The organism is Fibrobacter sp. UWB2 (assembly GCF_002210425.1).
Lineage (GTDB): Bacteria > Fibrobacterota > Fibrobacteria > Fibrobacterales > Fibrobacteraceae > Fibrobacter > Fibrobacter elongatus.
In genome coordinates this window covers 370,397-385,015 of the sequence record NZ_MWQK01000004.1, presented here as the reverse complement: position 1 = coordinate 385,015, position 14,619 = coordinate 370,397, and the positions used below count along the sequence as shown (strand labels likewise).

At 43.4% G+C, this 14,619-nt stretch carries 14 protein-coding genes; 6 read left to right on the top strand and 8 right to left on the bottom strand.

Going from position 1 to position 14,619, the window contains the following annotated elements; all coding sequences use genetic code 11:
* Positions 1–5: 5 nt before the first annotated feature.
* Complete coding sequence (locus B7982_RS09835; RefSeq protein ID WP_088660586.1) at positions 6–3,503, top strand: DUF2357 domain-containing protein; 3,498 nt, start codon at positions 6–8, stop codon at positions 3,501–3,503.
* 23 nt (positions 3,504–3,526) lie between these two features.
* The gene (locus B7982_RS09830; protein ID WP_088660585.1) at positions 3,527–4,945 is read left to right on the top strand and encodes a sigma-54 dependent transcriptional regulator; all 1,419 of its coding nucleotides are present in this window, start codon (positions 3,527–3,529) and stop codon (positions 4,943–4,945) included.
* Between the two features lie 8 nt (positions 4,946–4,953).
* On the opposite strand, the gene B7982_RS09825 is transcribed toward B7982_RS09830, so the two are convergent.
* The 5 genes from B7982_RS09825 to B7982_RS09805 all read right to left on the bottom strand — a co-directional run bounded on the left by B7982_RS09825 (position 4,954) and on the right by B7982_RS09805 (position 9,237).
* Positions 4,954–5,511 (bottom strand): phosphoribosyltransferase, encoded by a 558-nt coding sequence (locus B7982_RS09825; RefSeq protein ID WP_088660584.1) that lies wholly within the window; start codon positions 5,509–5,511, stop codon positions 4,954–4,956.
* Positions 5,511–6,707 (bottom strand): AAA family ATPase, encoded by a 1,197-nt coding sequence (locus tag B7982_RS09820; protein WP_088660583.1) that lies wholly within the window; start codon positions 6,705–6,707, stop codon positions 5,511–5,513. Before B7982_RS09820 ends, B7982_RS09825 begins: the two co-directional genes overlap by 1 nt.
* Before the next feature lie 12 nt (positions 6,708–6,719).
* Positions 6,720–7,616 carry a radical SAM protein gene (locus B7982_RS09815; protein WP_088660582.1) on the bottom strand — a complete coding sequence of 299 codons (897 nt, stop codon included), beginning with the start codon at positions 7,614–7,616 and terminating at the stop codon, positions 6,720–6,722.
* A 2-nt stretch (positions 7,617–7,618) separates the two neighbouring features.
* Positions 7,619–8,839, bottom strand: coding sequence for an ankyrin repeat domain-containing protein (locus B7982_RS09810; RefSeq protein WP_088660581.1), 1,221 nt, complete (start codon positions 8,837–8,839; stop codon positions 7,619–7,621).
* Positions 8,840–8,910: 71 nt separating this feature from the next.
* The gene (locus B7982_RS09805) at positions 8,911–9,237 is read right to left on the bottom strand and encodes a hypothetical protein (RefSeq protein WP_088660580.1); all 327 of its coding nucleotides are present in this window, start codon (positions 9,235–9,237) and stop codon (positions 8,911–8,913) included.
* 104 nt (positions 9,238–9,341) lie between these two features.
* On the opposite strand from B7982_RS09805, the gene B7982_RS09800 reads away from it, so the two are divergent.
* Genes B7982_RS09800 through B7982_RS09785 form a run of 4 tightly spaced genes read left to right on the top strand, consistent with a single transcriptional unit; the run spans position 9,342 to position 11,813 of the window.
* Positions 9,342–10,055: a hypothetical protein gene (locus B7982_RS09800; protein ID WP_088660579.1), complete on the top strand. Its 714-nt coding sequence runs from the start codon at positions 9,342–9,344 to the stop codon at positions 10,053–10,055.
* 16 nt (positions 10,056–10,071) lie between these two features.
* Positions 10,072–10,566: a hypothetical protein gene (locus B7982_RS09795; protein ID WP_088660578.1), complete on the top strand. Its 495-nt coding sequence runs from the start codon at positions 10,072–10,074 to the stop codon at positions 10,564–10,566.
* 3 nt (positions 10,567–10,569) lie between these two features.
* Complete coding sequence (locus tag B7982_RS09790; RefSeq protein WP_088660577.1) at positions 10,570–11,220, top strand: hypothetical protein; 651 nt, start codon at positions 10,570–10,572, stop codon at positions 11,218–11,220.
* Between the two features lie 35 nt (positions 11,221–11,255).
* The gene (locus B7982_RS09785) at positions 11,256–11,813 is read left to right on the top strand and encodes a flavin reductase family protein (RefSeq protein WP_088660576.1); all 558 of its coding nucleotides are present in this window, start codon (positions 11,256–11,258) and stop codon (positions 11,811–11,813) included.
* A 5-nt stretch (positions 11,814–11,818) separates the two neighbouring features.
* Here the strand turns inward: B7982_RS09785 and B7982_RS09780 are convergent, their stop codons facing one another.
* The 3 genes from B7982_RS09780 to B7982_RS09770 form a co-directional block, all read right to left on the bottom strand.
* Entirely contained in the window at positions 11,819–12,478 is a 660-nt protein-coding gene (locus B7982_RS09780; protein ID WP_088660575.1) for an HAD family phosphatase, read from the bottom strand.
* 17 nt (positions 12,479–12,495) lie between these two features.
* On the bottom strand, positions 12,496–13,272 hold the full coding sequence (locus B7982_RS09775; protein WP_088660574.1) for an EI24 domain-containing protein: 777 nt from the start codon (positions 13,270–13,272) through the stop codon (positions 12,496–12,498).
* 79 nt (positions 13,273–13,351) lie between these two features.
* A complete protein-coding gene (locus B7982_RS09770; RefSeq protein ID WP_088660573.1) occupies positions 13,352–14,302 on the bottom strand; it encodes a glycoside hydrolase family 11 protein in 951 nt (316 codons plus the stop codon).
* Positions 14,303–14,619: the final 317 nt, after the last annotated feature.

Below are 14,619 nucleotides of genomic sequence, written 5' to 3'. Positions count from 1 at the left end.
TTGGTATGTCGGTAGAGCTTTGTACAATATATAAGCAGATCGCTGCGGGAAATGGAAAAGAGTATGAACTTCTGTTTTCTATAGTAGGATTGTTCTCATCAGTAATGGAGTTTGACCCTGTTACAGATGATCCTCTCCCTGTTACAGTTGATGATGTTTTGTACGGCCTTTCTTCTGTCAATGCAGAAAAGTGCGATTGGCAGAATGACCGCTTGCAACATGTCGTGTGCTTTGTTTCTACCGCTGTTCGCAATTTGATTGATTTGCTTCATGAAAAAAATATTCGTGAGCACCGGATTACACGCCCTGAACAAGTACGTGAAGTTGATAGCCGAAGCATGATGTGGCTTGCTAAAAAGCCTGGCTTTACTGTAAAACAAAAAATTGCGTCTGAACAGCGCATGATGGGGGTGTATCATACAACAAGCCTTGATACTGCTGAAAATCGCCTGTTCAAGGTCTTTATGCAAAATTTAGAGGACGTTCTTTTAGAGAAGGAAAATGCTTGCTATAAGTGTGGACTTTCCATAAGTGAGGACTTTGAACGTTTTGTATCAACGGTACACCAATGGCTGAAAAGTGATGAGGCTTTGCTGATAGGCAAGTGGAACAACACTCCTCCAAACAATACCCTTCTCAACGATAAGAATTATCGCAAAATCTGGAAAGCTCACTTGATGCTTCGGAATTTGAATGATCAAGTTCAATATGATTTAGACCATCTTGAATCGTTAAAAAAGTCAGCATGTTTTTGGCTTTTTGTGGCGAAAATGAATCGCTATAATGATGTTCGGTTTCAACAAAGGGTCCTTTTTCCTGATAGTATGTCACTGAGCTTGATGCCGGAAAAAACGGCTCTTGTCGGGTACATGAAAACTTCGTCTTGGGGAAAGATTAAATACACTTTGGACGATTTCAGCATTCCTCAAATTTCGGAGGTGACGCAATTATTTTCATTTGCAGAAGATAAATGTAATAGTCTATTGCCGAATAAAGCGTTTGCGGTTCCTGAAAAATTTGTCAATGGTGATGTGAAATTGACAGAGGTTGCCGCTGTTGACCTTAGCACGGTTTTACCTTCTTATACTTTTGGAAATGGATCTAAAGGGCGCTTTTCACAAAAGCTTGTTCATCAGTCTCAATGTGTCAAGGATATTTGGTATCCCTGTTCTTCGGCTCATTCAAAATTGATTTATACAAAATCAAAGGATTATAAGACTTTTTCGATTCATTCCATTTTTAATGCTAAATTGTTGCCGGATTCGGATTCTGATGATAATAAGAGTTATGTGGAAAAAGCGTGTAGCAGTTTTGCAAAAACCATAAAGGGTGAATTGTGTTGTGGCAAATGCCTTTATGTCACCAGTGACGATGTAGATGATTTCTCGCCGAGTGTGAATGCTTTTAAGTTTAGCATGAATTCGACGTTCTCGAATACGGAAATTTTACCAAGGAGTATTGCTATCCTGTTTACCAAATTGCAGGATATTCAAAAGAATTTCCATGAGGGCGATGTAATCTCGGTAAGGATGATTTATGAAGACTATGAAATAAAGTCTAAAATACGAGTTAATTACGATAAGGAACTAGCAAAGGAAAATCCTGAAACAAAAGGTTTTGTATTCCAGCGTTTGTCTGTGACGAGAGAAGATGTCAAAAAAATAATCCCGCCAAAAAATGTTCCGAAAAATATGGAACACTTGTTGACTTCGCTAGATGCAAACTTGTTAAAAGATTCATTTTCTGTTGATGAATTCCATTTTGAATCTAAAACTTCATTTCAAAAAATAACAGCAGCGAAAAAAGAGATTGTCTTTTATGCCGATGACGACTCGTCTGTAGGGGCGGTTGAATACGATTGTTTGCAGAAAATTACTCCTGATATTCCTTTGTGGCTAGATGTTCTGCCAAAGCTCAGTATGGTTGATTCTACAGGAAAGGAATATGTTCTTGTAGAACCTGAAATAGTTTCCATTCGTCCTGTTGTTGGTAGACCGGTAGATATTAAAATTCCGTGGAAATTCAGTTTCCCTATAGGTAAAGAATTCTACGAGTTTCCGCTTGCGCAGGGGGCGAATAAAGAATCTTCGAAGTATTTTGCGTTTATAAAGGATTCTTCGTTGCCTCTTGAACGAGAAACAACATGCCGCTTAAAGTTGACTTATACGTATGGAAATCCGCTTCCGTATAATTTGGAATTTATTCCGATTTCAGAAACTGCGGAATTTAAGTCGGTATCCGTGAAGTGGGAAAATAAGTCGCATAAGGATTATATCCACGATATGCCTGTGCCGAATTTTGTTCGAGAATATACTTGGGCGGATATGCGGGCGGTGAAAAAACGTGATTTAGAAAAAAAATCAAATTTGATTGACGAATGGTTGCCTAAGGAATATTCAAAAATTATATACTCTGGAACTTTTACTCTTCTGCGTACTTTTTCTCCAAAACCAACATTTTCAAGCCAGAATGATAATAAAAGTGCGTTCTTTTTTCATATAAGTCGTCTAAATAGGGATGCCATTTGTTTCATCGATAATAGGCAACATCCTCAAGTCGGATGTAAAGTCTGGTGCTGTTTGATGGAAACGCGTAAAGGAATTCAAGGGGTTGATCCTCATGTTGTTGGACGTAATTGGAATAAGACTGAATTTACAAAATCTCTCAGATTCCCGGCCATAATGGTATGGAATAACGGCAGAAGTATTGAAGATGAGGCTTGTCCCATAGTGTTCCGTGAGGGTACTAAAAAAGTACTAGAAAAATTGAAGAATATTTTGCAAGAAGAAAAACTCCCTACATGTGTAGCAAATGAATTTATGTTTTTCTTGTCTTGTATGCATAAAGATATTCCAGATTGGTTTTATCCGTATCTGACAAATGTTCTAGATAACGTCTCAGATTATTTTGATTATCCAAACTGGATTGCTTACGCACTTGGAGACTGTTCTACGGAATGGCAAAATGATTTATTAGAGCGGACATTCTCGTTGCTTGAGGACCCTAAAAAGGCGGAATACGCAATAAGGATTTTAGCGGTTGCGTTATGGCGTGTAAATAGCTTTGTCTTCAATTTGACATCGTATGATGCTAGAGTCCTTGTTACTGCAATCCAAAAGCAGTTTGATGATTTGAAAAATAATCAGCTAAAGGCTGCGGTGTCACCAAAGCTAAAAAAGCAAAAAAATCTGAATGATAATCGATTGTATTCTGCATGTTTAGAATGCTTGATTGCGCTATGTCGCTTGCGTAAAAAGAAAAATGGCAAAGATGCTGATAGTAATATGCTGTCCGCCCTTTCTCCTGTTGCAAATCCGTATGTAAAAAGCATTGTTGAAAACATGAAGTCCATAAAATGTGAAATTAAGACTTTTCTTACATTTGATATTGAACGCTCGCCTGATGACCATACCCCAGAATTGTTATATGCTGCACATGGATATTTGTCTGGATTGATTGATTCTAATGCCATTAAGGTTTTGGAAGCTGATTTTAACGAATGATGGATGTATAAATTGCTATTGATATGAAAACGAAAATCACATTGCTCACTTGGATGGCTGTCAATAACGATCCTAATGCTTTAGAATCGTTGTTGAAAAAGTTGGGTCAAAAATATGACGTTGAAAAGGTTATATACCTTTACCAAAAGGAATATGCCGAAAAACTGGAAAAAGTAAAGCCGCTTAGTTCGGCTATAAATCCGGTAGAGGTGAATGTCAAGAATCCGACTGCGCATAAAGAGATTTATGAAATCATAAAGCGAGAAATTCTCCCGATGGTGAATGATGAACCGAATTTGTTCATCAATGTGTCTTCAGGTACGCCTGCAATGCATTCTGTTTGGCTTATTCTGTATGCGGGAGGCGTTTTTCCCGATGGAACGCGACTAGTTTCTTCACAAATTAATCGCAAGACTGGGGGGACGACTTGTGATAATGTTGATTTTCCGATAGATACTTATTTAAGTGAACTCCGTAGGTATGAAAAGGAAAATCCGAAAGAGGCGATTTATAAACCGGAGTATGTAAAATCTGAGGCTCGCAAAAAAGCTTTAGAGCAAATTCGTGTTTACGCAAGCATTCAGAGTGTGCCGATGCTTTTGCTGGGAGAACGTGGCATTGGCAAAAGTCGTTTGGTTGAATCTGTTGTTTCGAAGATTAAGAAAAAAGATGTTGTTTCGGTTGCTTGTGGAACATTGGATTCTAATCTAGCGGAATCTGCGATGTTTGGTCATAAAAAGGGTTCTTTTACTGGTGCTACGGCTGACAAAAAGGGCTATTTTGGAGAGGCTGACGGCAAAATCCTTTTTTTGGATGAAATCCAGGATTTGCCGAAAGGTGTACAACGCAAGTTGCTTCGAACATTGCAGGATAAAAAACATCGCTATCGCATTGTGGGCGATGATAAAGAATCTACGGCGGATGTGGAGCTTGTATGTGCTTCAAACCTAACAGACTCTGAATTACGGAAGAAGTTAGATCCCGATTTTTATGACCGAATTAGTTTCTATCGGGTGGTAATACCGCCTTTGCGGGAATGTCGCGAAGACATTGAGACGGACTGGAATGAAGTTTGGAAAACAGTCCGCTTGGATAGCTCTCCGAAGGATGCTCCCATGGATAAGTATCTTGAAAAATATTTCAAGACTTCTAGATTGTCGGGAAATTTCCGAACATTGCAGTCTATTGCTTATCAGTTTATTGCATGGAATGGCAAAAAGACGATTGAGGAAATCCTGAAAGATCTTCCTGCGGATGACTCTCCGAATGGAACTTTTGATATTGGAGAATTTTCAGAATTCCAAAATTTGAATTGGAAAGAGGCGACCAAGCTTTTTCAGCAGAAACTTGCCAAGTATTCATGTGATAAGTATGGAACTCAGGAAGCTGCTGCTCAAAAGCTTGAATGTACCTCAAAGACATTGCAAAATGCGATGAAGTGAAATAACAGCTAGAATAACTGTGTCTTGAACAGTCGATCGCCTGTATCTGGGCCTTTATTTCCACTTTGAACTTTAACGTTTGAGCCCTTGAAGGAATTCCCTGAAATACGCACTGTATAGGTGTCCAGCGTGCTGAACTTTTCTACAGCCTTATAGCAGAGAACGTTGGTCATAATCTTGATGTCACTAGAAATCCCGTTCAGGCTTTCGATAGCTTTGATCATGGATTTGCCGGAATTGATGACGGAGTCGATCAAGAGGACTTGCTTTCCCTTCAACAGTTCTTGGTTGTCTTGGAAAAAGTTGGGAGATGTTTTGTCGTCGAAAAAGACGATAGGACAATCCAGGGCGTCAGCGATACCCATGGAGAAGGGGAGGCCTCCTCGCATAAAGCAGACGGCGACGGAGTTGTGGAAGTCCTGCTTGAAGGCGGACGTGAGCGCAAAACCCAAACGGTAGTGGGCGTGGCGCAGGCTTGCTCCAATGACGTTGGAGTCGCTTTTGCAGATAGCAATCAATTCGTTGATGCTTTCGTTGTTCTTGGCTTCGGTCAATGCGTTAATCATTAGACAACCTCGATGTTGTTGTACTGATTGGGGTTTTGTTTGAATTGCTTGATTTTTGTTTCGGGGTGGGCGTTCAAATATTCCTGTACGGAAGAACGCGTTTTTCCCGGTGCGTAGATGACGCCCTGTTTAGAGGCGGATTCCAACATATAGATGTCGGTCAAGCTATCTCCGCAGGCGAAAACTTCGTGGTCGTGAGAAATGTTTTGCGCAAGGAATCCCTTGACAAAATCGGAAATCGTTGTTCCCGTGGTCTCATCGCTATTCACCATCAGGTCAACGATGTTGTTCTCTCTGAAAATTTGCTGCCAGATGGTGCTGATTCCAGAAGTGACTCCGACGATGAAATATCCTTCGTTACGGAGCTCGCCAATTTTTTCCGTCACAAGGGTGTTGAAATGGAATTGATTGGTGGATGGGCGTACCGTAAAATTCTTGTGCAGCTGGTTGTATTTCCAGAACTGGTATTGTGAATAAATGTCACCTGCAAAGATTTCCTTGACGGGTTCCAAGGATGCACCGTTTGCCTTGAAATAGTCTGTTCCGGTGTCTTCTTTGACGATGGTTCTGTCGCAGTCGAACAACGCAATCTTTTTCCCGGAGGCTTTGCTTTTGCAAATTTCGGCAAGACGGGCGGCCTGCTGATAGCTGTTGCGCGTCTTGTAGTTTGTCGTGTACGTTTCGATGAAGGCGATGGTGCTTTCAAAATCGCTGTCGAGAACGATGAAGTCCTTTTTGATTTTGAAGCAGATATCGCGAAGTTCACCGATTTCTTTCTTTTGCCATGCGTCAATGTCGCTTGCAGAAAGGTTGGCGAATTTCTGATTTTTCGCAGAGTTTGCGATGCGACTTTTGACGTCTTCCGGCTTTGCCTTCAGGTAGAAGAATGTGTCGTAGCATTCAGCATCGTTCTTCGTGAAGACGGTATCGTACTTGCCGTCTTTGGGGAAACAGTAGTGGCCATCTGCAAAGATGTTTTCCTTTTGCATAAGCTTTTGGGCATATTCGGCGCGAACATCATCCTTGTCGCTTGCAGAAAGTTCCTTGAAAATTTTTCCAAAGGAGTCTAAAGCGATGGTGTTGAGGGATTCCGAGCCCTTGGGGTGTTCGTAGCCTTCGAATTTACCGGATTTGAGGAGCTTGTTTATGAACGTGTCTTTGCCGCAGCAGGAGATTCCATAGATCGCGTACTTCATATAAGTATCCTTTTAGAGGTTGTCGTAATAGCACTGACCATCAGCGCATGGGGTGATGTGAGAGACCATATAACGTTCAATTCCGTCAATAGGGTCTGTCGCGTTGCCGAGTTCGTATTTGGAGTTTCCGACGAATCGTCCGCAGGGGTAAACTTTTCCGTTGTCGAAATAGATGTTGGTGCGTCCGACGCCGCAAAGTTGACCATACATGGTGCAGTCGTATTTCTTTGCCTTGAACTGCCTCATTTCAATCTTGCGGGTTTGGGCGAGTTCCAGAAATTCCTGGAAGTCTTTTTTGCTGATGAACAAATGCGGAGATTCAACATCAACAAGTCTTGAAAACGTGACGTTCTTGAAGTTTTCTTCAAAGAAATCCAATACGCTTTGGGCGTGGCGTAATGTTTCGCGGTGGACTGTGGCATTTACAGAAGGCGCTTCACCAAACATCTTTTTATAGAGTTCTACAGATTGCATGATGGTTGCAAAAGAACCCTTCCCAGTCGCATTTACGCGGCACAAGTCGTTGATGGATTCGTATCCGTCAATTGAAAAGCAGAGCTTGAGGATATCGCGGTTCTCGAAAAAGAATTGGCAGATATCTTCATTGAAATGCATCCCGTTTGAGATGGTGTAAAAGCTTAAGAGGTGCTCTTTATCAATGACTTTTTCCATTTCAATAATGGCTTTGATGAGCTTGAAACGCAACAGGGGTTCACCGGAGCCAACAAGGCCAATCTTTATGTGGCCATGATGGGCTTTGGCGTAGTCCAAAAGGTTGCTGATGATTTTCTTGGCGTTGGTTTCGCCGATTTCAACAACGCTGTTTTTGTCGATGTGTGTGTCGAAATGGCAGTAGGTGCAACGAAGTTGGCATTTGCTAGAGAGCGAAATACAGGCGCGGTCGATCATGATTAAGCTTCCTTGAAAAAGTTTAAGAGTTCCGTGTTATTGCTTTTTATGGCGTAGTCTAATGCGGTAAGTCCTTCGAAACTTCTGATTTTGGGATCTGTTAATGGGTAAAGAAATTTGGCGCAGGATACCTGTTTTTTGATGCAGGCCTTGATAAGAGCGGTAAATCCGTTGGAATCCTGCTGATTTGGGCAAGCTCCGTTCTGATAGAAATACTGGACAAAGTCTTGTTTTCCATGCCATGCAGAAATCATTAATGCCGTGTTGCCGCGATTTTTTCCTTGAGACTGGCAGTCAATATCAGCACCGGCTTCTACGAGTGTTTTTACAAGTGCCATTTCTCCAAGTTGAACCGCGTGGCTAATAGCGGGGAGTCTGTATTTGGCTTCATCGCAAAGGTCGCAGTTTGTTTTTGGGTGGTTTGCAATAAATTCAGTCATGGATTTATCTCTGTTGCGGACAGCTTGAATGAGTGGGGTGTAGCCTGATTCAGGATGGATGAAGTTGGGATTTGCTCCTTTGCTCAAGGCTATTTTGGCGGTCTTGATGTTTCCTGCTTTGACTTCTGCAAAAAAGCGGAATGAAGCTTCTCTGTTAAAACCGTTGGCGTTGATAGGGAACTTTTCTTCAAAGTCTTGCAGATTCAAAACTTCAAGATTGTGCAACTTGATTTCAGCAAGAGAAAAGAAAACATCGTTCGTCAGCATATACACTATGCTGTGGATGTTGCGCTTGGCGACTTGCGTTGCAGCAAAAATGATTTTTTGATCATTGATGCCGTTGGCGTTTTCTTCATGAACTATGGAGAGCTTGTGCGGGTATTCTTTGCGGAACTTCTCGATTGTAACCATGGCGAGCCATGCTTGCTGTTTTTGCCCATGATCCTTTTGATAATTGAGCTCGGAAATAACGGTGTCGGGAATGATAATCTGGCTAATGTTTTCGTTTCCAAGAAGCTGATTGATGATTCTTGGACGGTTGAGTATGACGCAGGTGTCAAGGACGAAAATGGTACTCTTTTTAATCTGCAGAATTTCGTTTGCACTGACATGGAATACGTCATTGATTTTCATAATCTGCTCGGTGGTCGGGATGCATTTGGCGAGTTCCCAGTTAGATACGGTCGGGCGTGAAACGTCCAGCTTGCGGGCAAATTCATCTTGAGTGAGGTTGTTGCTGATTCTGATTTTCAGGATTTCTTTGGCGGTGTTTTCGAAGTTCATGGTTGGCTCCTTGTAGATGTTTGTTTTTATGTCGCTGAACGGGTGCTAGGCTCTTTTTTTTAACCTTGATGTCAGTTTTTCTGACATTCACGGCCAAAAAAAATGACGTTTCTTAGGCCGATGTCAGATTGCAGTTGCTTGATGGCCCTGCTCTTGTAAACGCCCTTGATGTAGCGATAAGGCTCGGCGGAAAAGAAGACTCGTTCACCTTTTTTAAGAGGGGCTTCGTCAAAGCAAAAATTCTGGAGTTTCACCCAGACATGGTCGGTGAGAGGGTGGCCTTCTTCGTCTCTGATCTGAGTCAGGATGGCAACGGTTCTGTTGTCCGAAGTTCTGCCGAATCTGCCGAAGCAAGCGCTGTAAGAGTGCTGTGTAAGTGTTGTTCCGAGATTTCTCATAAAATGACCTCTTTGGGTTGTTTTTTTTGTGTCAGGAGGGAGTTTCCCGCTGACATTTACAGATGTAGAAACCCGAAAAGGGACAAAAGGGGACAAAGAAAAAAGTGAAAAATGGCGATTTTACGCGAAAATTGACGATTTTGAGTGCTTTTCAATATTCGTCGAAAAAATTTTTGAGTGAAAAAATTATTTTTGTCCCTCAAGGAAATTTTATGAGCGAAAAAAATCCTTTTATAAATCAAATCAAGGAAAAAGTCCAAAAGGCAGGAACGGTTATCAAGGATACTGTTCAGGAAGTTGTCGATGAAAGCGGACTTTCGACAAAAGAAGGCCGTGAAGAAATTCTAAAAAGAGCGAAGGACGTTGCTGACAAAGCGAAAGAGTCTGTAATTCATACAGCTCAACGTGGAACTTCTGCAACTAAGAAGGTGGCGAATCAAACGATTCGAATGGCGCAAGCCAAAAGTGAAAAAATAAAGACCTCAATTAAGGACAAAGTTGATACTATGAAGGCAAATAAAATAACTGAAAAAAAGAGTGTCAAGGGAGCCGCTATTGTAGCTACTGGACTTGCTGTTGGCGGAATTGGCATTGGGGCTGGAGTGGCTGTCGACGATGCCGATACTCATTGTGCATATTACACTCTTGAACAAGAATACTATATGATGCAGGCTTGCGTCAAGTCTTGTGGTTCTTATCACATTAATAAATGTGCCGAAAAAATTAGAGAGTTTGAGTGCAGTGAAAAGAAAGAGTATTCGGAGTCAAAGAATGAATTTTATTATTCTTGCCCGATAGGAAATTCTTATAGATATTGATTTATTTGAGACTACCATGATCGATAAAATTCATCAATGGCGGAACTTGCGAAACGAGCTTGACGATATGCTTAAAGCTCGTGAAATGAAGTACGCCGAAGCGGTCAAGGAATACTATAGAGAAAATCCTAAAGACGCTAGCGAAAAGAAGTCCTCTAGTAAAAAGTTCAGCGTAAAAAGCGATTACGATGAATTTTCTTATGACAATTGCGTCGAGAAAAAATATTGGAAGAAACGACCGAAAAACGATAAGCCTTCGGAAAGCGAATTGAAGGCAGATCAGCCGGATCCTAAAAGGCTTGAACAGGCGATTGCCTTCTTTGAAAAACTGAAACATTTTTTAATGGCTAAAGATTGCCCAAAGCCAGAACAATGGCTTGCTGAAAATTTTGGCCAAGATTTTTTGAATCGCTTCAGAAAAGAAGTTATTGAACCCATCAAACAAGAAAAGGAGAATCAGCTCTTTTCCGGCAAAAAAGACGATGACGGAAAAGATGAATTTGATTTTTAGACTATGAAAAAAATACTGTTGATTTACATTGTGCTGGTTGCAGGAATGTTGATGTCTTGCGATTATCAAAAAAGAGAATGTGTTGTCAAGGCTTCTAAATGCTTGACAGACGAGGCTTACCGAGATTCCCTTTACAAGGGTTGGAAGGCTCCGATTAACAAGGATTCTCTGGTCGATTCTGTTTTCGCTATGTTGCGTGAACAACGCCAAATACTGCTTGACATGGGCGCCGAAAAGAAAACGGCTCCTGAAATTCAGCCGGTTATTGAAAAACCGAATGTCGCCCCTGTTGTTGAAAAGCCGAATGTTGCTCCTATCGTTGAAAATGTAGAAGAGCCGGTGGCTGAAGAAAACGCTAATGTGGCGACAGACAGTCAGCCAAAGGAACGTAAGTGGGGCAAACTTTTAACGGGGGCTGGCGCTGCTGTTGTCGGAGCCGCTGTTGGAGCTGCTGTTGTGGATAAATTGTACTGCAACGAACGCTTTGACATAACAGTTGAGTATAAATTGATGGTGGCGTGCCTCAATAGCTGTGGCTATAGCGAAGAGACCATTGATAAATGTGGCGCCGGAATAATGCGGTGGATCTGCAAGGATAAGGAAAAGGTCGAGACGATTCAGAATCGTGTTCAGGGCTCTTGCTCGATTAGATAAGTTTTTATTTATATTTCAAGAAAAAAGGAGCGTCTATGCGCAAAAATCTTGGAGTAAAAACATATCTGTACCCGCAGCCGACTTTGGTCATCGCCACTTATAACGAAGATGGCTCTGCAAACGCCATGGTGGCTGCCTGGGGCTCTATCAGCGACAACAACCAGGTTGCCATTTACGTGGCTAAGACCCACAAGACCATCCCGAACATTCTTGCTCGCAAGGCTTTTACCGTGAGCATGGCTACTGCGGACCACATCAAGGCTATCGACTATTTGGGCATTACCAGTGGTAACCGAGTGGCTGACAAATTTGCGAAGGCCGGTTTTACATCCGTCAAGAGCGAAAATGTCGATGCCCCGCTTGTTGCTGAATTGCCTCTCACGCTTGAATGCAAGCTCGTGAGCTACGACGAAGAATCCGAACTTTTGCTCGGTGAAATCGTGAACGTCACTGCCGACGAATCCGTGCTCGATCAAGACGGAAAACTCTCCGTCGAAAAATTAGCTCCGGTTTGCTACGATTCAGCAGGTCACGGCTACTACGTGATGGAACGCCGCGTGGGCAATGCCTTTAGCGACGGAAAGAGCATCTAATAAAATTAAATCCTTAACGTTTCCACCCAGTCAATGTCTGCCGTTACGGTAAGCGTCTGTAATCCACAGGCTGCTGCGGCGGCGGTGTTGACGGGGCTATCGTCAAGGAAGATTGTTTCGGCGGGGGAGGCTCCGAGCTCGCGAATGGCGGTCTTGAAAATCTCGGGATCGGGCTTTTGCAAATGGAGCTCCTGACTCAAGAAAATCTTGTCGAAAAAGTCTTCGAGCTTGTTGCCGTTCGCATTGAACCAATTTTGGCAACAGCATTCCCAATGCAATTCGTTTGTATTGCTCAAAAGCGAAACGCTTGCAACGCCTTCTGTTTTGCGCAAGCGACGGAGTGCTTGTAATTTGCGGTCGGCAACTCCCAGGCAAATAGAATTCCATGCTTCTTCGATATCGCGAGGCGTTGTCGGGGCCTCGGCGCTTCTTGCGAAAACATTTGCGGCGCACTTGCCTACATTGTAGCATTTCTTCGCGACTTGCTGGCAGAACTCTGCGGTCGTCACATACCCGAGTTGGTAATCTTCCATCAGTTTGTAAACAGAACCGCCCGGCTCAAGTTCAGCGGGCGGCAATCCCAAAGCGACAAAGCGTTCGTAAGCGTTTTTCATGCGGATGTCCAAAAGGACTCCGCCTAAATCAAAAATGTAGTTCTTGAGCATGTCGCAAAAATAGAAATTTAAGATGGCAATTTTTCGCTCAATTCTAGTTGCGATAGCGTGGCGGCAACTGTCGAAACGCCTCCGATAAATGCGGCAATGAATGAACCGCAGATAAGGTAAAGCGGTAACGAATAAACGGCTCCGGTGGCGAATGCGACGAACTTTAATTTATGAGTTTCCTTGCGGCTATCCTTAGGGGACAAACGCCAACGTTCGTAGGTGTAGTCCATAAATCCAAAGCCAAAGTAATACGCGTTGATGATGAATATCAAGATGAGCGATGCGATGCTCCCCGCGACAGGAATAAAATTCAAAAGCAAACAAAGGGCGGTCAAGACGAGTTGCTTTGCCGTGTTGCGAACGGCAATCACGACGGCGCGCAAAATATCCTTGAGCGTTTGCTTCATGTCAAACGGAAACTCTTTCCCGGTGAGGATGGTTTCTGTCTTTTCGGAGAGGAACGTGTAAATGGGCGACATCAAAATGTTGACAATCGTGCCGCCGATGAAAATGAATAACGCAAAGAATACAATGGGGAGGATAATCTTGATGGCGACCATGCCGGCGTGAATCCAGCCGTTCATGTTTTCGGTGCTGCGCTCGATGATGCCGTTTATCCAGTCGCTAATGCCAACGCCCGAGAATATGAAGGCGACCACGACGATAATGTTCAAAATAGCGGGGATGAGCAAATATCTTGTGAGCTTGTTTGCGCGTATAAGACGGATGGCCTTGATGTATGCGGCAAATCCGGTCTTGAATTGTTTTGCTATAGATACGTTTTCTTGTTCCATTGTTTTAAATATAAGAAAGCCTGCGATTGGGGAAATCGCAAGCTTGATGATTAGAGTGTGGTTTGTTATGAAAAAGAACTTATTTGACCATATAAACGCCCGTGTTGTGGAACTTGTTCTTGATGGCGCTCTTGATATCGCCATTGGCGTTTACGTTCCCGAGGTTTTTGCCCTGCAGGTCGAATACCTGTGCGTTGCTGATGGGCTTGGCCTTCGGTGCAAATTGGGGAAGGGCCGTGGAGCTTGCTTCGCCTGTGTAGACCTTGGCGTAGGCGAAGTCGAGTGTGCCGGAGGCGTTCCCGTTTTCGGGGTATTGGCCCGCTTCGCCGAGCACCTTCGCTTCGTACATGGAATTGCCGAGTTCAAGACCTAAGCTCTTCCAACCGTCAAAGTGGGCTGTAATGTCGATTGTTCCGCAAGAACGCTTGCTCTTACGCACGCTGAAGTACTGCGTGAAGGGCGTGTTGTCGCCTTCGATGGAACCGCGCTGGACTTTGTCGACGTAGACTTCGTAGGTGGCGCCGTCAACGGTGATGGTGCCGCGCAAGCCGCATTCGTCACAGTTTGCGGTGGATTTGCCGATCCAGTTCGGGCGATACGGGCTCCAGGTGTCGACGATGTACCATTCGATGAGCGGGTCTTGCGACCAGCCGTAAACACCGATGTACGAGTAAGTCACGTTGGAATAGCTTTTGAAAGACGGGTCGGTCAGCTTGAAGTCGGCGTAAAGGTGTCCGAGGTCAGTGTATTTGAGCCCGCTATTCATGCCGTAGCGGATGCCTTCGCGGCAGAGGTAATCGTTCACGTTGTTGAATTCGCAAGAGAACGAACCGTCGGTATAGAATGTGGCGGAGTTGTTGCCGATGTCGGCCCAGAGTTCGTAACTATAGTTACCGATATCGTTAATGTCGTTGGAGGTGACGACCGTGCTTTCGCTGCTGTGGGTTGCTGTGTTGCAAAAATCCTGGGAATAGGCTTCTGTGGCAAACGCAACGGCAAGACTCAAAACGAAAAATTTCGAATTTCTCATAAAACATCCCTTTTTTATACTCCAAAGGTAACTTTTAATGGGGTGGTTGGGGTATCCATCGTAAATTAAAATTTCAAAAGTGTTGCAGATGTTTTAATGCGTTTCGGCCTTCTTTCTGCGGTTTCCGGACGGCTTTTTTGAGCCTTACCCCCAAGTGTCGAAAATTTGACACTTTCTTTTGCTATATTCGGTAGACCCCCGAACGGGGTGTCTGGCAGCGGTGGTTGCCAGGCTTGTGTCACCGAGGGCCGTGCGGGCTGTGCTATCCAATGAGGGGTGTATGGCTCGGTGGACCCCAAATCCGGAAACGGAATCTA

Coding starts and splice junctions, on each gene's coding strand:
- B7982_RS09835 (WP_088660586.1), top strand. CDS start 6: ATGTCGGTAGAGCTTTGTACAATATATAAGCAGATCGCTGCGGGAAAT.
- B7982_RS09830 (WP_088660585.1), top strand. CDS start 3,527: ATGAAAACGAAAATCACATTGCTCACTTGGATGGCTGTCAATAACGAT.
- B7982_RS09825 (WP_088660584.1), bottom strand. CDS start 5,511: ATGATTAACGCATTGACCGAAGCCAAGAACAACGAAAGCATCAACGAA.
- B7982_RS09820 (WP_088660583.1), bottom strand. CDS start 6,707: ATGAAGTACGCGATCTATGGAATCTCCTGCTGCGGCAAAGACACGTTC.
- B7982_RS09815 (WP_088660582.1), bottom strand. CDS start 7,616: ATGATCGACCGCGCCTGTATTTCGCTCTCTAGCAAATGCCAACTTCGT.
- B7982_RS09810 (WP_088660581.1), bottom strand. CDS start 8,839: ATGAACTTCGAAAACACCGCCAAAGAAATCCTGAAAATCAGAATCAGC.
- B7982_RS09805 (WP_088660580.1), bottom strand. CDS start 9,237: ATGAGAAATCTCGGAACAACACTTACACAGCACTCTTACAGCGCTTGC.
- B7982_RS09795 (WP_088660578.1), top strand. CDS start 10,072: ATGATCGATAAAATTCATCAATGGCGGAACTTGCGAAACGAGCTTGAC.
- B7982_RS09790 (WP_088660577.1), top strand. CDS start 10,570: ATGAAAAAAATACTGTTGATTTACATTGTGCTGGTTGCAGGAATGTTG.
- B7982_RS09785 (WP_088660576.1), top strand. CDS start 11,256: ATGCGCAAAAATCTTGGAGTAAAAACATATCTGTACCCGCAGCCGACT.
- B7982_RS09780 (WP_088660575.1), bottom strand. CDS start 12,478: ATGCTCAAGAACTACATTTTTGATTTAGGCGGAGTCCTTTTGGACATC.
- B7982_RS09775 (WP_088660574.1), bottom strand. CDS start 13,272: ATGGAACAAGAAAACGTATCTATAGCAAAACAATTCAAGACCGGATTT.
- B7982_RS09770 (WP_088660573.1), bottom strand. CDS start 14,302: ATGAGAAATTCGAAATTTTTCGTTTTGAGTCTTGCCGTTGCGTTTGCC.